The 18,818-nt window shown below is 47.6% G+C and carries 19 protein-coding genes; 12 read left to right on the top strand and 7 right to left on the bottom strand.

What is annotated here, in order from left to right; translation table 11 throughout:
* Positions 1–1,684, bottom strand: a 1,684-nt coding sequence (locus tag HC229_RS15825; RefSeq protein ID WP_191021484.1) for a SprB repeat-containing protein, incomplete at its 3' end; no start/stop codon positions are given.
* A gap of 465 nt (positions 1,685–2,149) precedes the next feature.
* Between HC229_RS15825 and HC229_RS15820 the strand changes: the two genes are divergently transcribed.
* The 4 genes from HC229_RS15820 to HC229_RS15805 all read left to right on the top strand — a co-directional run bounded on the left by HC229_RS15820 (position 2,150) and on the right by HC229_RS15805 (position 6,541).
* Positions 2,150–2,878: a DUF4197 domain-containing protein gene (locus HC229_RS15820; protein ID WP_191021483.1), complete on the top strand. Its 729-nt coding sequence runs from the start codon at positions 2,150–2,152 to the stop codon at positions 2,876–2,878.
* A gap of 258 nt (positions 2,879–3,136) precedes the next feature.
* On the top strand, positions 3,137–3,847 hold the full coding sequence (locus HC229_RS15815; protein WP_191021482.1) for a DUF4197 domain-containing protein: 711 nt from the start codon (positions 3,137–3,139) through the stop codon (positions 3,845–3,847).
* A 412-nt stretch (positions 3,848–4,259) separates the two neighbouring features.
* Positions 4,260–5,570 (top strand): HTTM domain-containing protein, encoded by a 1,311-nt coding sequence (locus HC229_RS15810; protein WP_191021481.1) that lies wholly within the window; start codon positions 4,260–4,262, stop codon positions 5,568–5,570.
* On the top strand, positions 5,567–6,541 hold the full coding sequence (locus tag HC229_RS15805) for an FAD:protein FMN transferase (RefSeq protein WP_191021480.1): 975 nt from the start codon (positions 5,567–5,569) through the stop codon (positions 6,539–6,541). Before HC229_RS15810 ends, HC229_RS15805 begins: the two co-directional genes overlap by 4 nt.
* A 720-nt stretch (positions 6,542–7,261) precedes the next feature.
* Here the strand turns inward: HC229_RS15805 and HC229_RS15800 are convergent.
* Complete coding sequence (locus tag HC229_RS15800; RefSeq protein ID WP_191021479.1) at positions 7,262–8,068, bottom strand: helical backbone metal receptor; 807 nt, start codon at positions 8,066–8,068, stop codon at positions 7,262–7,264.
* A 92-nt stretch (positions 8,069–8,160) separates the two neighbouring features.
* Between HC229_RS15800 and HC229_RS15795 the strand changes: the two genes are divergently transcribed.
* Entirely contained in the window at positions 8,161–9,258 is a 1,098-nt protein-coding gene (locus HC229_RS15795) for a lipase family protein (RefSeq protein ID WP_191021478.1), read from the top strand.
* Here HC229_RS15795 and pyrF read toward each other — a convergent pair.
* From pyrF to prfA, 3 genes are all read right to left on the bottom strand, one after another.
* A complete protein-coding gene (gene pyrF / locus HC229_RS15790) occupies positions 9,233–10,063 on the bottom strand; it encodes an orotidine-5'-phosphate decarboxylase (protein ID WP_191021477.1) in 831 nt (276 codons plus the stop codon). The two genes, HC229_RS15795 and pyrF, sit on opposite strands and share 26 nt — an antisense overlap.
* Positions 10,064–10,161: 98 nt before the next feature.
* Positions 10,162–10,683: a hypothetical protein gene (locus tag HC229_RS15785; protein WP_191021476.1), complete on the bottom strand. Its 522-nt coding sequence runs from the start codon at positions 10,681–10,683 to the stop codon at positions 10,162–10,164.
* 300 nt (positions 10,684–10,983) lie between these two features.
* Positions 10,984–12,060 (bottom strand): peptide chain release factor 1, encoded by a 1,077-nt coding sequence (prfA, locus tag HC229_RS15780; RefSeq protein ID WP_191021475.1) that lies wholly within the window; start codon positions 12,058–12,060, stop codon positions 10,984–10,986.
* Between the two features lie 294 nt (positions 12,061–12,354).
* On the opposite strand from prfA, the gene HC229_RS15775 reads away from it, so the two are divergent.
* The 6 genes from HC229_RS15775 to HC229_RS15750 all read left to right on the top strand — a co-directional run bounded on the left by HC229_RS15775 (position 12,355) and on the right by HC229_RS15750 (position 15,651).
* Positions 12,355–12,846, top strand: a complete 492-nt coding sequence (locus tag HC229_RS15775; RefSeq protein WP_191021474.1) for an SRPBCC family protein — start codon at positions 12,355–12,357, stop codon at positions 12,844–12,846.
* Between the two features lie 80 nt (positions 12,847–12,926).
* Positions 12,927–13,325: an SMU1112c/YaeR family gloxylase I-like metalloprotein gene (gene gloA2, locus HC229_RS15770; protein WP_191021473.1), complete on the top strand. Its 399-nt coding sequence runs from the start codon at positions 12,927–12,929 to the stop codon at positions 13,323–13,325.
* Positions 13,326–13,402: 77 nt separating this feature from the next.
* Entirely contained in the window at positions 13,403–13,861 is a 459-nt protein-coding gene (locus tag HC229_RS15765) for a sll1863 family stress response protein (RefSeq protein WP_191021472.1), read from the top strand.
* Positions 13,862–13,975: 114 nt separating this feature from the next.
* On the top strand, positions 13,976–14,479 hold the full coding sequence (locus HC229_RS15760; RefSeq protein WP_191021471.1) for a DUF6265 family protein: 504 nt from the start codon (positions 13,976–13,978) through the stop codon (positions 14,477–14,479).
* Between the two features lie 120 nt (positions 14,480–14,599).
* Entirely contained in the window at positions 14,600–15,139 is a 540-nt protein-coding gene (locus HC229_RS15755; RefSeq protein WP_191021470.1) for an ExbD/TolR family protein, read from the top strand.
* A gap of 62 nt (positions 15,140–15,201) precedes the next feature.
* A complete protein-coding gene (locus HC229_RS15750; RefSeq protein ID WP_191021469.1) occupies positions 15,202–15,651 on the top strand; it encodes a biopolymer transporter ExbD in 450 nt (149 codons plus the stop codon).
* Between the two features lie 70 nt (positions 15,652–15,721).
* On the opposite strand, the gene HC229_RS15745 is transcribed toward HC229_RS15750, so the two are convergent.
* Complete coding sequence (locus HC229_RS15745) at positions 15,722–16,096, bottom strand: Ig domain-containing protein (RefSeq protein ID WP_191021468.1); 375 nt, start codon at positions 16,094–16,096, stop codon at positions 15,722–15,724.
* Complete coding sequence (locus HC229_RS15740) at positions 16,096–17,556, bottom strand: aminoacyl-histidine dipeptidase (protein ID WP_191021467.1); 1,461 nt, start codon at positions 17,554–17,556, stop codon at positions 16,096–16,098. The genes HC229_RS15745 and HC229_RS15740 overlap by 1 nt, the downstream gene beginning before the upstream one ends.
* Before the next feature lie 121 nt (positions 17,557–17,677).
* Between HC229_RS15740 and HC229_RS15735 the strand changes: the two genes are divergently transcribed.
* Positions 17,678–18,739 (top strand): DUF3810 domain-containing protein, encoded by a 1,062-nt coding sequence (locus HC229_RS15735; protein ID WP_191021466.1) that lies wholly within the window; start codon positions 17,678–17,680, stop codon positions 18,737–18,739.
* The last annotated feature ends 79 nt before the right edge of the window (positions 18,740–18,818 follow it).

Below are 18,818 nucleotides of genomic sequence, written 5' to 3'. Positions count from 1 at the left end.
TGTAAGTTCCCGCAGTGAGACCCGAAGCCGTAGCGTTCGTTCCGCCCGATGGCGACCAGGAGTACGTGTAAGCGCCCGTTCCGCCCGTCGCTGAAATCGTAGCTGTGGCGTTGAATCCGCCGTTGCACGAAACATTAGTCTGGCTTGGTGTCAATATCAAAGCATTTGGTTCGGTAATCGTGAACGAACGCGTCGCCGTTAGGTTGTTAGCGTCGGTGACGGTAACGATATAGGTTCCCGCAGTCAGTCCTGTTGCGGCAGCCGTCGTCCTAACGGGAGTAGTGTTCCACAAATAGGTAAACGGAGCCGTACCTCCTGTGACAGTCACATTGGCAAATCCGTTGGCGCCTCCATGGCACGTCACGTTATTTTGGTTTCCGCTGGTAGAAAGGCCCGCAATCGTGGTAAAGTTCGCATTGAACACTGTCGAATAAGTCGATCCGGTAAGAGTGACGAAATACAACGTATAGGTGGTCGAGGCAGATAATCCGGTAAGGTTGAAAGCCACCTGCGCATTTGCCGCCATTGCAGCAGAACCGCTGTTGGCCACGACGACGTTTGCGTAATTGGCCCCAGCTGCTATCTGTTGAGGCGTCGGAACCGCCGAGCCCGCAGGCACTGCAATATAATATCCAGTAGCGGCCGTGGCCGAAGAAGACGTAAATACGGCCGAGCTCGAAGTAATATTAGTCAACGCTCCGCTGGCCTGGGCGACTTCCTCGATGATGTCCTCAAGATCTTCGGTGGCACCTGCTGCATAATAGGTGCTGAAATCGTCGCTTTGACCCGGTGCGAGATCGTTGAACCTCACATAAAGCGCGTACGACCCATCCCAGTGGTGGGTAATGGCATTCGTGAACGGGTCGGAATCTGTCGCATTGCTGAACGAACAGCAATCTGCAATTATAGTGTAGGCCTTTGACGATGTCGTATAAAACAATACGCCCTCGCTCCCCGACTCCACTTTAAGCGCCTTGGATTGTTGGGTGGCCGAAGCCAACGGGACGAATTGGTCGTTGATCAGGTTGCCTCTTGTTTTGGTAGGCCCGTCGTTATATCCGATATAGTCGTCCCTGGTTCCGATCCAGGTCCTAACGTTGACCGCATTTGTGGAACCGATATTGGTTACCTTGCAACTGATCTGTACGAAACTTGCCGAAGGCGTCAACGAATAGGTATTCTCGACCCGCAACATATTGCCGCCGACGTTGATGTTTCCTTTCGAAATAATTTTTCCGTGACCCATACCGACGCCCGTACTGATATACTGGGAATAATCGACAGTATAGTTCGACGGATACGGATTTTCTTCAAAACTTCCGTTGGCGTTCCAGATCGCAGCACCACTGCCGCCTACGGCAAACGCGTTGTCCAACGGATAATCGGCATAGGTAAGTTGCTGCCATGCAGACAACGATTGGTTGTAAAGGAAAGGTTGCTTGAGGTTACCATATTCGTTGACGGAGTCCTCATAACCGTTTCCGATCCTTACCTTGCCGTTGTTGAGCACGTATTGAGCGTTCGATGCCGCAATGTTGAAAAGCGATACGAATACGAACCACAAGAGCGCGGAATTCAAGGATAAGCCTTGTTTTTGTCGTCGGTTTTTTTCCTGATTTACGAGCGGATTGGGCACACCGCCTGCAGTCAGGAAAAAGAAATTTAGTAGGTAAATTTTCTTCATCCCATTCAAGTCATTAATCATTTTTATTTGAAAGCGGGTGCGAAAGTAATCCATTGATTAAATAATGATCTGTTAAAAGCAGATATTTTCGATGAAATACATATTTTGTTTGTTTTTATAGTATTTTTCTTTCTTTTAGAGCGCATTTCAACGATACCGAAAACAGACCCAAGACTCACATTTAATTGTGGTTAACCTGCGGAAAAAATCGGGAAATGATTCGCCGAAATGCTTTCGACATTTTTCATTGCATTTTATTGTGACACAAAAAATTGTAACGTCCTATTTGTAACAATCCGACGGCACTAATCGCGATACTAACTTCTAGTGCTGAAACACACGAAAAATGACACTAACGACATTTTTACGTCCAAACTTTTAACACTCCGAAACTGCCTGCCTATTCCCATTCGGCATGATAATGGCTAACTTGCGCATCTTAGAAACCTGCTAACCTTTTTCCCCATGAACAAAAAATTGGCGCTTCTGCTGCTTTTCCCAGTTATCGCAACGGCTCAGTTTAACGGCATTCTCAACAAGGCCAAGTCGGCCGTTGGGACTAAAACGACAAAAAATTCGGCTATCGGAAATCTCGATATCGCCTCGGCACTCAAGGAAGCGCTCGACAAAGGCATCGACAAACAGGTCACCAAACTCACCGCGTTGGACGGTTTCTACAAAAATCCATCGGTCAAGATTTTGTTTCCCGAAGAACTCAAAAAGGTTGACAAAGCCCTGCGTTCTGTCGGATTAGGCAATCTCGCCGACGAAGGCATCAAGTCACTCAATCGCGCCGCGGAAGACGCAGTCAAGGAATCTACACCGATCTTCGTGGACGCCGTCAAAGGCATGACGTTTACCGACGCCAAGAATATCCTGATGGGAAGCGACAATGCGGCCACGGCTTATCTGCAAAAGTCAACTTCAAAACCGCTTTATGCCAAGTTCAACCCGAAAGTGCAGGAATCGATAGGAAAAGTGGGAGCCGACAAGATATGGGCGACAATCATCTCCAAATACAATTCGCTTCCGTTGGTTGCCAAAGTAAATCCGGACATCAACGATTACGTGACCAACAAAGCGCTCGAGGGCGTTTACAAGATGATAGCGGTGGAAGAAAAAGACATCCGCAACAACTTGAGTTCGCGCACTTCTGATTTGTTGAAGAAAGTGTTTGCGATGCAGGATAATTAGATGATTGAGATAATTAGATGATTGAGATAATTAGATAATTATATAATTGAGATAATTGAGATAATTAGATGATTAGATAATTGGTGATTGGAATTTATATGGTTCCGATGACGCGTTCGGTTCGGAAGTCTCGACTATGGACTTAGGACTTTAAACTGCAAACCGGACTGTTCTAAAATATTCTAATGGTTCAAAATTTAGCGGACAAAATATAAAGCGAATCTTAGGTTTGTCGGTACTTTTGGTCAAAATGAATCCATGAAAAAAATAATCGCCTCACTATCCATTTTACTGTTCAGCGGTTGTGCCGAATTACAACAAGTCGCCAGCCAATACCCACAAACTTCGGGCGTGTTGTCCAACGCCGACATCGCCGCCGGACTGAAGGAAGCGCTCAACAACGGCATTTCGAAAGAAGTCTCGAAATTGACGGCCACCGACGGCTTTTTCAAAAACCAAGCGGTAAAGATTTTGTTGCCGCCTGAACTGCAAAAAGTAGAAACTGCATTGCGAAAAGTAGGTTTGGGAAGCTTGGTCGACGACGGTATCCGATCATTGAACCGCGCCGCTGAAAATGCCGTAAAGGAATCGACACCGATTTTTGTCGATGCGGTGCGCCAGATGACATTTACCGATGCCAGGAACATCTTGCTTGGTGCCGATAATTCCGCTACTTCGTACTTGCAGACCAAAACGACGAACCCTTTGTATGCCAAGTTCAACCCGGTCGTAAAATCTTCGTTGGGCAAAGTCGGCGCCGACCAGATCTGGGCCAATATCATCAACAAGTACAACGCATTGCCGCTCGTCCAGGACGTGAATCCCGACCTCAACGACTACGTAACCGACAAAGCGCTCGAAGGCGTCTTCAGGATGATTGCCGTCGAGGAAAAAGACATCCGCAACAATCTAGCGGCGCGAACTTCTAATTTGTTGCAACGGGTTTTTGCGCTACAGGATAAGAAATAGTGGGAAAAAGTTTAAAGTTTAAGGTTTAGTTCAGGCGTACTAACGTTGGTTAGCGAAACAGGCCATAACGTTCGGTTTGCTAAAAATACGAAGCCCGATGAAAATAAACGATTTCCGCGACACCTATGATTTTGTAATCCGATAGGTCAAACTTTAAACTCCCGACTTTAAACCTTAAACTTTAAACCTCACACTCCAAACCTTAAACTCCAAACCAAACCCGTCTAACAATTTCAAAATCAGACACAAGAAATAACATTGCCTTAACATCACCCACGGGATTTATGTCGGATATTTGCAGAGAGATTAATGGTTTTCTCACATTTGGTTAGGGTTAGTTATAATGAAATGTGCCGGTCAGCGAAAGTTGCATCGGCATTTTTTTTGGCATTTTACTTCCTACTTTTGCGATATGCGTGCCTTTTTGAACAAACGTGTCGACAATGCTCCTTTGATCGTTTTCCGTATGGTTTTCGGGGGATTGCTCGCCTATCAATGTTTCTATTACATTTACGAAGGCTGGATATGGCGCAACCTCATCCGTCCGAAATTCACGTTTGCCCACATCGGCTTCGAATGGCTGCAGCCGCTTCCGGGAGACGGTATGTACTACTATTTCGCTATTATGGGATTGTGCGCGATCGCCTTCTGTTTCGGATATTTTTATAGGATTTCACTTACGATATTCACGCTGATGTGGACGTGCGTTTACCTGATGCAAAAAACCACCTACAACAACCATCACTACCTCATCATACTTGTTTGCATTTTGCTATTGTGCATGCCCGCCAATCGTTACGCTTCCGCGGATGCCAACCGGTCCGGTAAATCGTCTCTGTCGATGCCGGATTGGTGCCGATGGCTGATGGTTTCCCAAATGGCGGTCGTTTACGTTTTCGCCTCACTCGCCAAATTTTACCCAGGTTGGCTGGACGGGACATTTTCTGAAATCATGCTCGGCAAATACGCCCAGTTCCACGGAATCGGATTGTTGCGCGAGCGATGGGTGCATCTGTTGCTGGCTTGGGGCGGCATCGCATTCGATTTGCTGATCATACCGATGTTGCTCTGGAAGCGCACCCGGATCACGGCGATACTTCTGCTGTTGGTGTTCCACGCGTTCAATTCGGTTACACTCGACATCGGCATTTTCCCGTTCCTGGCGCTTTCAATGGTTGTTTTCTTTTTCGAGCCTGATTTTATCCGACGGATTTTTTTCCCGAAGAAACCGGAGTTGACACCCGACATAATCGCATCCGAAGCACCCGGAAATCGAAACGTGACGATGGCTCTAATCGGTACTTACCTCGCCGTCCAGTTATTTCTTCCGCTGCGCCATTGGTTCATCAAAGGCGACGTGCTCTGGACCGAAGAAGGCCATCGGTTGGCCTGGCGCATGATGTTGCGCGATCGCAAAGGCGAGCTGACGATGACCGTGATCGACAAGAAAACCGGAGCTCATATTCCGTACAAGCTTCAGTCGGAACTGACCAAAAGACAATTGTCCGGGCTAAAAACCCATCCCGACATGATTTGGCAGATGGCGCAGCGCATCAAGCGACAAATGGCGAAAAACGGAAGGGAGGTCGCGGTTTACGCCGATGTCAGGAATTCCATTAACCGGGCGCCGATGAAAACGCTCCTCGATCCCAGCGTGGATTTGGCGGCCGCCGAGTGGAATTATTTCGGGCACGCCGACTGGATCATAACTTATGGCGAATGAAAAACTGCTGGATCTGTTTGTTGCTTTGTTTTGGAATCTCGAACGCCCAACAGTTGCGACAACGCACCGTCACACTAATGGGAAGCCGTTTCGATTTCGCGATCGTTCACGAATCGGGTGAAAAAGCAGAAGCTTACATCGACACCGCAATTGCAGAAATTGAGCGCATCGAAAACGTGATCTCCGAATGGCGGCCGCACACGGAAGTTTCGAAAGTGAACCGAAATGCGGGCATCAAACCGGTCAAAGTAAGCAAAGAACTGCTCGACCTTACCGAGCGCGCGTTGTATTTTTCGAAGATTTCGGACGGAGCGTTCGACATCAGTTTCGCTTCCGCGGACAAAATATGGAAGTTCGACGGCAGTATGACCGAGTTGCCATCTGTGCAAAAAATCGCCGAATCGGTACGCAGGATCGGATACGAAAACATCAGGATCAACCGCAAGAGATCGACGATCTATCTGAGAAAAAAAGGCATGAAGATCGGATTCGGGTCTATAGGGAAAGGCTACACCGCCGACAAAACCAAGCAACTGCTTATCTCGAAAGGCGTCCCGTCGGGAATCGTCAACGCGTCCGGCGATCTCAATTCCTGGGGCGCCCAACCCGACGGCTCACCCTGGAACGCCGCGATTTCAAATCCGCTGGACAAAAATAAGGTGTTCGCTGTTTTGTCCCTGGACCTGCACACGGCAGTTGTGACATCCGGCAATTACGAAAAATTCGCGATGATTGGCGGCAAGCGGTATTCCCATATCATCAATCCGAGAACGGGTTATCCGGCAAGCGGTTTGGCGAGCGTTACGATTCTGGCCGACAGTGCCGAAAAAGCGAACGGGTTTTCGACGGCCATCATGGTTTTGGGAAAAGAGAAAGGACTGGAATTGCTGGCGAAGTTCCCTGAATTGCAAGGGATTTTAGTTTCGGATGAAGGGGAAATTCACACGACTGCCAATGTCCGGCTGAAGTAATTTAACAAAAAGTACAGAAAAACTGGAACTCGGTTTCCGGATAAAATTTTACCTTAGACATAACAGGTTTTGGAAAGCCTGTTATGTCTTAAACAGACAAAATTCGATAGCGGAAAATCGGGTTTGTTCGGAACGTCGCGATACTCGTTTAGTTAACAAAAACTACAGAAAAACTGGAACTCCGTTTCCCGATAAAACTTTACCTTAGACATAACAGGTTTTGGAAAGCCTGTTATGTCTTAAGCGACAAAATCCGATTGCGAAAATTCAGATTTGTCGGAATATCGCAATACTCGTTTAGTTTAACAAAAAGTGCAGAAAAACTGTAACTCGGTTTCCCGATAAAACCTTACCTTAGACATAACAGGTTTTGGAAAGCCTGTTATGTCTTAAACAGACAAAATTCGATAGCGGAAAATCGGGTTTGTTCGGAACGTCGCGATAATCGTTTAGTTTAACAAAAACTACAGAAAAACTGTAACTCGGTTTCCCGATAAAACCTTACCTTAGACATAACAGGTTTTGGAAAGCCTGTTATGTCTTAAGCGACAAAATCCGATCGCGAAAATTCAGATTTGTCGGAACATCGCGATACTCGTTTAGTTTAACAAAAACTACAGAAAAACTAGAACTCGGTTTCCGGATAAAATTTTACCTTAGACATAACAGGTTTTGGAAAGCCTGTTATGTCTTAAGCCGCGGTCGCCTCAAAATAAAGATTTACGCTACACCCAAACGCATCTGTAAAACCTTAAAGTAGTCAAACGCTTTTACGAGTCGGCTTCCGTACCACGAAAACATTTCCCCATCTACAAAAATCGTCTTGGCGTGATGTGTGAAACGGCCTAATTCGAATGCATCCTCATCCTTGAACGGATAAGGTTCCGATGACAATAACACGATTTCGGGATCGCCCTGTATACGCATTTTCTGGATGATGATTTCCGGATAGCGTTCGCGTTCCTCGTATATATTTACGAAGTGGTTGAGTTTGAGCATCTCGTTGATGAACGTTCCGCCGCCGGCGACCATATGCGGGTTTTTCCAAATAAAATACGCCACGCGATGAGACGGCCGACCTGACATGAACTTTTTGAAATTGGCATGGGCAAATTCTATTTTGTCGATCCACTTTCGGGCTTCAGTTCGCACGCTGAACAATTGCCCGAAGTCCGAAATCATCTTGAGATTGTCCTCGATCGTCGCGATATCGGTTACCCAGACTGGCGCGATTCGCTGTAACGATTCGACGATCTCGAGCGTATTTTCCTCCTTGTTGGCTATGATGATGTCCGGCTCAAGCGACGCAACGCGCTCGACGTGAAGCTTTTTGGTACCGCCGACGATCTTTTTTGTAGCTTTGAGGTGAGCCGGATGCACGCAAAATTTGGTGATGCCGACAATATTGGCCTCGAGCCCGAGTTCGTAAAGCAATTCGGTTTGGGAAGGCACGAGCGACACAATGCGTTTTGGTGTTGAGGTGAAACGGTGTTCGATGCCCACTTGGTCGCGCAACAGAATCTCCATAAAGAATAAGATTGAGCAGAAATTTTATAACGCGAAGGTAGTCAAATCGGCTACTTTTAGTTCGCAATTTAACGGACATTTCCCGCCATCACATGAAAAAAACGCTACTCGCGCTATTGCTATTTTGTTTTTTCGCTTCAGATGCCCAGCAGCTCAAGCCGGGCTTCGACCAATTTGAATACCTCCAACTTTTGCGCGCTTATGCACGTTGGGGCGACAGCGCTTTTTACAATCAGATTCCGGAAAGCCGGATTTACAAAAAACAAGGCAGGAAATACCGTTCGGAAGACACCGGGTTCCAGAACAGTTGGGAGATGTACGAAACGCCTTCGCAAACCGTGATTTCGATACGCGGTTCCACCAAGGAAGCCATAAGCTGGATGGCGAACTTCTATGCGGCAATGATCCCTGCGGTAGGAACGATGAAACTCAGCGATAGCCTTTCGGTAGATTATCATTTCGCCGATCATCCCGAAGCCGCGGTGCACGTAGGTTGGGCGGTTGCCGCTTGTTACCTGCTGCCCGATATCGTACAGAAAGTAAAAGATCGGTATTCAAAAAAACGAAAGGACTTTATCATCTTCGGACACAGCCAGGGCGCCGGTATCGCTTATTTCGTTACGGCTCAGCTTCGCTATTACCAACGGTCGGGCGTTCTACCGAAAGACATACAGTTCAAGACCTATTGCAGCGCCGCTCCGAAACCGGGCAATTTATATTTTGCGTATGATTACGAGGAATCGACACAGGTGGGATGGTCGGTGTCGGTGGTCAACTCGGCAGATTGGGTACCTGAAGTTCCAGTGAGCGTCCAAACCCTAAAGGATTTCAACACGACCAATCCGTTCAAGCTCGCACCACAAATGATAGAGCAGGCGCCTTTCCCGAATAACATCGTGATGGGTTACCTGCACAAACAACTTACGAAACACAACCGCAAAGCCTTGCGGAAGTACCAGCTTTTCCTGGGAACGATAGCTTCAAAAATGGTCGCTTCCAAGCTCGCCAAGGGTTTTGAAGCGCCCAAAAAGTTCTATGAGTCGACGAATTATGTCCGATGCGGCAATTTCGTGATCCTGAAACCGGACGAGGAATATTTCGCTAAATTCCCGGACAACGATTCGACGCTGTTCGTACATCACGGCATCCTTTCCTACACCTATCTTACGGAACGATTGAAGACGAACTGAGTATCTGCGCCATTTCGGATTGCATCCTCAGGGCTTCTTCCCGTCCCTTTTCGGCAAAGTCTTTACCCGATGAGGCATAAATGACGGCGCGTGCGGAATTGACCAGCAACCCGACTTTTTCGGTCATACCGAATCGGCAAACTTCGGACAGGCTTCCGCCCTGAGCGCCAACACCGGGAACCAACAGGAAACTGTCGGGAATGATTTGGCGGATTTCGGCAAGGTATTCCGCTTTCGTTGCACCCACCACATACATAAGGTTCTGTGCATTTTTCCAGGTTTTCGAGGTTTCCAGGACTGTTTTGTACAATTCCTTTCCGTCAACCAATTGTGTTTGGAAATCGAATGCGCCGGGATTCGAAGTCAGCGCCAACAGAATCGTATGCTTGTCCTCGAACGCGAGGAACGGCTCTACGGAATCTTTGCCCATGTAAGGCGCCACGGTGATCGAATCGAACTGAAGATCGTCGAAAAAAGCCTTGGCATACATCGACGAGGTGTTGCCGATATCGCCCCGCTTGGCATCGGCTATCGTGAACTGTTCCGGGAAATTTTCGTTTAGATATCCAATGGTTTTACGCAAGGATTGCAACCCTTTCACGCCGTATGCCTCATAGAAGGCGACGTTGGGTTTATAAGCGACGGCCAGGTCGTGGGTAGCGTCGATGATGGCTTTGTTGAATTCAAAAATGGGATCTTCAAGCTGTAATAAATGTTGGGGAAACTTGTCGAGATCGGGATCAAGCCCAATGCATAAAAACGATTTTTTGCGTTGGATTTGGGAAAAAAGTTGTTGTGTCGTCAAAGCAGTTGGTTTTGTGGCGCAAAGATAATTAATTTTCGGAGCGGAACGGTTTTGCATAAGCGGACGGCTCTTCACGAAAGCGGATTATCCGGAAGGTACTACCAAAACTTCCACCACGGTTTTTCTTCGGACGGAGCGGGGATAATCGTGATCAGGTAATTATAGTCGTTCAGGTCGACCGCTGGCAAATCATAACGGGCTTCGGCCGTTGTCACTTTTTTGTAATTGAGGTTGAAATCGAAAAAGTACGTTTCATGATCAGACGTGATAATATTGACATTATCGTGTTGGCCGTCGCCTTCGGAAACATATACCTTGACGAATTCACCGTTTAGAAACGGCTTTTGATGACGCTCGGACTCACTATTGAAATAACCGGCTACGTCTGGCTTTTGCGGACTTTTTGGGTTAAGGTATCGCACGTAATTGACCGCAAATGAAAATCTCAGGAAATCAGGTTCGTTGGGAAATACGACCAGATATTCCAGCTCGCCCTTTTTCCTGAAAACCTCGATTTGTTGTGCAAATTCCTCTTGCGCATATAAGTTGGCAAAATCCATCAAGCCAGCCTGAAGTTCCTCTTCTTTTAGCTGCGATATTGCGATAAACGACTGCTTCATGATGTTGCTTTTTGTAAGGTTGGCGAGCGGCGCACATTCGTGCCCTCCCGTCGTAAAAATATCAAATTTCCCAACCCGACACCTACAGTTTTCCTACACCATTTGTTAAAACCGCATCCGCCGACACGACCTTTCCTACCCGGATGCCCGCGTGAGGGATGCAAGCGGCTATCCTTTTGTGAGGAACGAGCAAAAGATAAAAGCGGCAGCCCGACAGCGCGCGAGGCACGAGCGTGGTGGCACGCCCAAAAAAAAACCAGGATCGCAAAAATCCTGGCTCTTCAGACTTATCGAGGGGAATCAGATCACTTCGCTCGCTTCCTTCAATTTTTCTGTGTTGTTGACGAGTTGAAGTTCATCGATCACTTTTTGGATCGCCCCGTTCATCACGTTGTCGAGATCGTAAAGCGTGAGCCCGATGCGATGGTCGGTCACGCGCCCTTGCGGATAATTGTAAGTACGGATCTTAGCCGACCTGTCGCCCGACGAAACCTGTGACGAACGTTTCGCCGCGTCCTCCTCCTGCTTTTTGGCCAGTTCCATCTCGTACAGTCGCGAACGCAAAACCGTCAGCGCCTTGTCTTTGTTTTTATGTTGGGATTTTTCGTCCTGGCATTGCGCCACCAATCCTGTCGGGATATGCGTCATGCGCACTGCCGACTTGGTCGTATTGACCGATTGTCCTCCAGGGCCCGACGAGCAGAAAAGGTCGATTCGGACGTCGTTCATGTCAATCTGTACGTCAAATTCCTCGGCTTCCGGCAAAACCATTACGGTTGCCGCCGACGTATGGATGCGGCCCTGTGTTTCGGTTTGGGGAACGCGCTGGACGCGATGGACACCGGCTTCAAATTTCAGGGTTCCGTAGACGTCTTCTCCCGTAACTTCAAAGATGATTTCCTTGAAACCGCCCGATGTTCCTTCGTTCAAATCGACGACCGAAGTCCTCCAGCCGCGGTTTTCGCAATATTTGGTGTACATGCGGTAGAGGTCGCCGGCGAATATGGAAGCCTCGTCCCCACCGGTTCCGGCCCGTATTTCTACCATGACGTTTTTGGCGTCCTCGGCATCTTTGGGAATCAGCATGAATTTGATCTCGTCTTCGATTTGCGGCAGGCGTCCGTTGGCTTCCTCAAGTTGGAGCTTGGCCATTTCGGTCATTTCGGCATCACTTCCGTCCGAAATGATTTCCTTGGCTTCCGTTATATTGCCAAGCACATTGAGATACTCATCGCGTTTGTCGACGAGCGCCTTAAGGTCTTTGTATTCTTTGTTCAATTGGACGTAACGCTTTTGGTCGGCGATGACATCGGGCTGGATGATCAGGTCCGAAATCTCGTCAAAGCGCTGCTTTACATATTGTAAACGGTCTAACATTGGGTTTCTTTCTCGTGAATTTTAACTGTGAGTTTGGCCATTGGCCTCAAATGGGCGCAAATTTAGTGAAAAATGTTGATTGGGCGACAGTTGGGAATCTTGTTGTTTTGTTAAAGGCGTTTGTCGAAAATTTAGGAAAATGTACAGGAAAACTGTATTTGGGTTGGGTGGAAAATCGTTATTTTTATGAGACATAACAGATTTTGAAAAATCTGTTATGTCTGCAGAAAGCGGCCTAAACCAAAAAAAAACGTCGCCCGATCTCTCAGTCAGGAAGTCCACAACATTACGCCTATGCAAAATTTCGACTGGACGCAGTTTACGCTCAGGATCGCCATCAAATGCGATCTGAAAACAGTATACGACGCATGGACGATACCGTTCGAAGTTGAAAAATGGTTTCTCAGGCAGTGCGATTATCTGTCCGGCGGTCATCTTATCGACAAAAATGATGCGGCAGCGGAGGGAAATTCGTATTGCTGGAAATGGTTTCTCTATTCCGAAACCGAAACCGGCGAGATACGGAATGCGAATGGCTCGGACATGTTCTCGTTCACGTTCGCAGGGAATTGCCTTGTCGAGATCAGGCTTTCCGACCAACACGAACATACGCTTGTGGAGCTTACCCAAAGCAACATCCCTACCGACGAAGCCTCGAAGAAAAACATCCGCCTGGGCTGCCACAACGGGTGGAGTTTTTATCTCGTGAACCTCAAATCGGTTTGTGAAGGCGGACTTGACCTGAGAGGCAAAGACAACCGTTTCACGCCATTTGTAAACAATTAAAAACGTTTGCAAGCATTTGAAAACGAAAATTGAAATACAGGATCAGTTGCTTCCGATCGTATGCCTGAAAAGTCCAAAAAATGAAGTTAAATAAGATTCACCATATTGCGATAATTTGTTCGGATTACGCGAAATCGAAAGCTTTCTATGTCGATGTTCCCGGTTTACAGATTGTGGCGGAAACCTACCGCAGCGAACGCGACTCCCATAAGTTGGATCTTGCGCTTAATGGAACCTACCTCATCGAACTTTTTTCGTTCCCGAATCCGCCTCAGCGAAAGAGCTATCCGGAGGCAGCGGGATTGCGACATCTGGCCTTCGAAACCGATGATCCGGACGAAACCATCCAGTTATTACTGGAATCCCGGTTGAATGTCGAGCCGATACGCGTCGACGAATTCACGGGAAAACGATTTACGTTCACGTTCGATCCGGACGGCCTTCCATCGAATTCTAAGAAAAATGATATGTCGAAATGAAAAATGATATGGGGAAGCTGTAAAACAGCCGAGGCTTAAAACCGTAATTTTATGTCGATAACCTAAATTATAGAACCATGAGATCAACAAATCAAATTTTATCGATCGCGGCTGTCGCGATGCTGACTTTGGGCATGACGAGTTGCAAGAACGACGCCGAAAAAGACCAACAGGAAGTAGTCGAAGCGACAGAGGAACAAGCCGAGGCAACCGCTGAATACGAAAATACCAAGGCCGCAGATACGTCAGATTACGCCGTTTTGAAAGCGGGAACCAAAAAACTCATCGCCGACAACGAAAAACGAATTGCGGAAATCAGGGTAAAAGCAAATTCGGAAACGGCGGAAAACAAAGCGAAGTTCAACGCCCAGATCGACAAGCTTGAGGCGCGAAACAACGAACTTAAACAGGATCTCGACCAATTCGGGGACAAAGTCGATGAAAAATGGGATGCTTTCAAAGCGCGTGTCGACAAGAGCGCGAACGACATCAAAACCGATATAGACGATTACAAGAGGGAGCACAATTACAACTGATCCCACAGATTCGTAAAAAACACGACCTTTCAGTCAGGAGAATGTTTCCCGTCCGAAAGGTCGCCTGTTTTAAAATCGTTACGTACTTTTAGTCAGACCAATACATCCAATAATATGAAAAAACTGATTTTACCTTTCGCAGCGCTTGCCGTAATTGCGTGTTCGGACAAGAAAAAAGACGCCATTGAGACGGCCGAACCCAAAAATGCCATTACGTCAAGTCTGGACGATGCGAAATGGCTTATCGGGAAATGGCAAAACGTATCCGACGAAGGCACGCTTACCGAGACCTGGATGAAAGAGTCGGATTCTTCTTATTCCGCCAAAACATTTTTCATTACGGGAAAGGATACGGCGTTTTCCGAATTCGTAAGGCTTGTGGAACGAAACGGAAACCTAGTCTACATCGCACAGGCGGCAGGACAAAACGACGAGAAACCTGTAGAATTCGCTTTGACTGCACTTGAAGGAGGAAATTTCATTTTCGAGAATCCGAAGCACGATTACCCGAACAAGATCGTCTATGAAAACTACGGAGATTCGATCAAGGCACGCATCAGCGGCAATAAACTGGGAGTCGAAAGCAAAGAGGAATTCCCGATGAAAAAAGTAAAATGACGTGCGTGCAGGATATTCTGCGGTTCTGAGGGAAAATACGCAATATGACAAATCGCTTTTGCGTTAAAAATGTTAACCTACACTGACGTTCACATTTTTTCTAACCAAAAACAAACTGTCATGGCCGAATTGAACAACGACGCTGGAAAAAGCGTCCCATCGCGCAAAATCAGGAGCCGCAAACTAAATTCGAAGGTCGATCTGACCGCGATGGTCGACCTCGCTTTCCTGTTGATCACATTTTTCATGCTGACGACCTCGCTCACCAAACCGCAATCCCTGGATTTGACCTTGCCGGATAACGGCCCAAACCCACCGATGCCGGTAGACGAAAATCTCACAATGACAATCCTGATCGACAAAGGCGACAAATTGAAATGCTACATGGGCCTGCTGTCAGGAAATATTCCAAAGGAAATCGGGTTGACCGACAACAAAGCCTTGCGCAACGAAATCGCCTCCAACAAAAAGAAGGTGGCAGATTATGCGCGTTCCATCGGCAAACCTGAAAAAAACCTTATCGTGCTCATCAAGCCCGGCGACAAATCCAATTATAGAAATCTCGTCGACGTTCTCGATGAAATGTCGATATCGGACGTGCAAACATACGCCATTACCGATCTCATACCCGAGGAGTCGCGCCTGCTGACGATGAACTGATACGTTGAACACGCTTCCGGGCGTGTTTTTTATATTTACGTTACAAAACAACCATTCTCTCGATGAGCCGCACCTTTCTTCCTTATCTCTGCTTCTTCTCGTTCACGCTCGCCGTTTCCTGTTTCCAGAAACCGGATGCTGTGACGCTGTCGATGCCGGATGCGACCGACGAAATCGCGATAAAGCCGGAAGACGAATTCCGCACGATGACGATTTTGGTCGGGAGCGACAACAACCTCAAATACTACTTCGGAAAGTTCAATCCTGAAAAGGTAAGCGACACCAAAACCGGGCAACCGCTTCACGAAGAAATCGAAAAACTAAAGCGCACCGTGGCCGATCAATCGTCCCAGAAAGGCGAATCGGATACGCAAATCAACGTGCTCATCAAGGTCAATAAGGACGGGAATTACGAAGTCTTGACCGCAATTTTGGACGAAATGACGCGGTCGGCTATCAGGCACTACGCGATTTCCCATATCCGCGCGGAAGAATCCGAAATGTTCAAATAAGGAATTATGCCCGGGAAGTGTGATTTATAATTAAAAAGGCCGGAATTTCCATCCGACCTTATCTGATCTCTTAATTTATCCGGAGCTTATACGTTTTCGAAATGGTCCGTTCGCAACCCGCGTTTCCGTCGGAATCTTCACTTACGACCTTGACGACGAGTTTTAGCTGGAAGTTCCCGAGTTCCTTCGGCGTGCCGGAAATCCGGGCCGTACTGCCGTCGAAATTCGCCATCAAACCGTCGGGCAAATTACCGTCGACGTCGAATTCGCGTATCGTGACCATATTGTCCGAGTACAATTCCACCGTTTGTTCATAGGGTTGGAAACGCATGCCGTCCGACAACGTTTTGCGTTCCCATTCCGGTTTGCTGTCCGTGAGGCAGTCGATCGCTGCCGAGCACGAGGACGCCACGATCACAAATAACGCAAGTGCCAATTTTTTCATCAGTTCTTCAACGGGATATTTTGCAGGATTTCCAACACGAATTTCCAATATTTTTGTGCAGATGAAATGCTCGCGCGCTCATCGGGACTATGCGCTCCGTGTATCGTCGGGCCGAACGAAATCATGTCCATTCCGGGATAATTCGTGCCCAGGATCCCGCATTCGAGACCCGCGTGGCAGGCGACGACTTTCGGCTCGCTGCCGTTCTGTTTCTTATAGATGTCGACAAGCACTTCGAGTATTTCCGAATTCACGTTCGGCGTCCAACCCGGATAGCTTCCGGTAAAGGTCACTTGGTATCCCGCCAACGAAAATGCCGATTTAAGTGCGTTGGCCAAATCGAATTTCGCTGTTTCAACCGATGATCGCGTCAAACATCCGATAAGGATTTCCCCGTCTTTGACGACGACCCTTGCGATATTGTTCGAGGTTTCGACGAGATCTTTCATATCGGCACTCATGCGGTAAACGCCGTTGTGCGCCGTGTAAAGCGACAAAATCAATTTTTGCTGATCGCCCACGGCCATGACTTTATCGGGCGTGTCGGTTTTTTCGATCGTGATCGCGAGGTTTTTTTCGGTCGTGGCAAATTCCGCCTTGATATCCGAAATCGTCTTTTCAAGATCGGTAAGGAATTCGGACACTTTCGTCCGCGGAAGCGCCACGATTGCGACGCTTTCCCTCGGAATCGCGTTTCTCAGACTGCCTCCGTCTATCGAAGAGACGCGCAAGTCGAACTCTTCAAAGGTTTCGAACAACAACCGGTTCATGATCTTGTTGACGTTGCCCAAACCTTCGTGAATTTGCATGCCGGAGTGGCCGCCGTTCAAGCCTTTCACCGTAATGGTGAAGCCCGAATCGTGCAAAGGCGAATATTCCCGCTCGTAGGTTCCTTTTGCCGTAACGTCGACGCCTCCGGCACAACCAATATCGATTTCGTCGTCTTCTTCGGTGTCGAGGTTGAGCAGGATTTCTCCTGTCAAAATGCCGCCTTTAAGGTTGAGCGCTCCCGTCATTCCGGTTTCTTCGTCTACTGTAAATAGTGCTTCGATGGCCGGATGGGCGATGTCTTTGGATTCGAGTATCGCCATGATCGTGGCCACGCCGAGTCCGTTGTCTGCGCCGAGCGTCGTGCCTTTTGCCTTTACCCAGTCGCCGTCGACATACATATCGATTCCCTGGCTATCGAAATCGAAAACCGTGTCGTTGTTTTTTTGGTGCACCATATCGAGATGGCCTTGCATCACGACGGTTTTGCGGTTTTCCATTCCCGGTGTCGCAGGTTTGCGGATGATCACGTTGCGGATCTCGTCCTCAAAGGTTTCCAGTCCAAGCGACTCCCCGAAATTCTTCATGAATTCGATCACGCGTTCTTCTTTCTTGGACGGACGCGGAACGGCGTTCAGGTCGGCGAATTTGTTCCAGAGCGCTTGGGGCTCAAGGTTTCTTATTTCGGACATTTTTAGTTGTTATTTGATTTGTTCATTCGGTTATTTGCGCGCTTTTCTGGTCACCAGGTGCTCCATTCGGTTAAGCGTCAATTACAAAAATACTATCTTTACCCAAAGTCATCACTGACGTATGCCCAAAAAATATCGACTGCCGCTATTCCTGCTTGTTCAAATCGTTGTGATCCAAATCGTTTCGCTCTTCCCTGGAATCGTCGAAAAGTACTACAGCAACGGCCTATACACCTGGATTTCGTCTGCGCAGCGTTGGATTTTCGGATGGATTCCTTTTTCCGTCGGCGACGTTTTGTACGGGCTCGTCATATTGTTACTGATTCGCTGGTTGTGGATGATTCGCAAGAGCTGGAAAATCAAATGGAAAGACAATTTGCTGCGCTTCGCCGGATTCCTTTCGATATTTTATTTCCTGTTCCACTTGCTTTGGGCCATGAATTACCATCGCATGAAATTGCCCGAAAAAATGGGTTTCGCCACAGAATATTCCGATGAAGAACTTATCGCATTTACGAGAAAGCTCATCGTCAAAACCAATGCGGTCCAGGTTGCGATTACCGGCGACACGGCCTCGAAAGTCGTCAATCGCTACAGTCAGGAACAAGTTTTTTCAATCAATCACGATGCATATTCCGAACTTTCGAAGCGCTATCCGTATTTCGTGTTAGGCAGGCCGAGTTCGAAAAAATCACTGATCAGCCTTCAGTTATCGTATATGGGATTTTCGGGTTACCTGAATCCGTTTACGAACGAAGCGCAGGTCAACGACATGGTACCGATGTATTCGTTCCCGGCCACCGCTTCACACGAAATGGCGCACCAAATCGGATATGCAAGTGAGAGCGAAGCCAATTTCGTAGGCTATCTCGCGGCAATAAATTCAAATGATGAAATGCTGGCTTATTCGGGTTATACCCTTGCGCTCAAATATTGCCTCAGGAGCGTAGAAGCGCGGGACGAGAAGCTGTTCCTGTCGCTTTTGCAATCGGTAAACCCGGGCATCCGCAAGAATTTCAAGGAAAGTCGGATATTTTGGGAGCAGTACGAATCGTTTGTCGAGATCGGATTCAAATTTTTCTACGACAATTTCCTGAAAGCAAACAAACAGGAAGACGGCCTGGAAAGTTACAGCCGTTTCGTGGATCTCATGGTAAATTATCACAAGTCGGAAAAGTTGTAATTTTTTGAAGGGCTATTTTGCTTTTTACGTTAAAGTGATGTTATCCCGCGTCGGAAAAACCAAGAAATTGGAGCATAAT

Origin of the sequence: Flavobacterium selenitireducens (genome assembly GCF_014748335.1) — a bacterium.
In the GTDB taxonomy this organism is placed as follows: domain Bacteria; phylum Bacteroidota; class Bacteroidia; order Flavobacteriales; family Flavobacteriaceae; genus Flavobacterium; species Flavobacterium selenitireducens.
The sequence above is the reverse complement of the archived record's forward strand: the minus strand, read 5'-3'. Positions and strand labels throughout refer to the sequence as shown.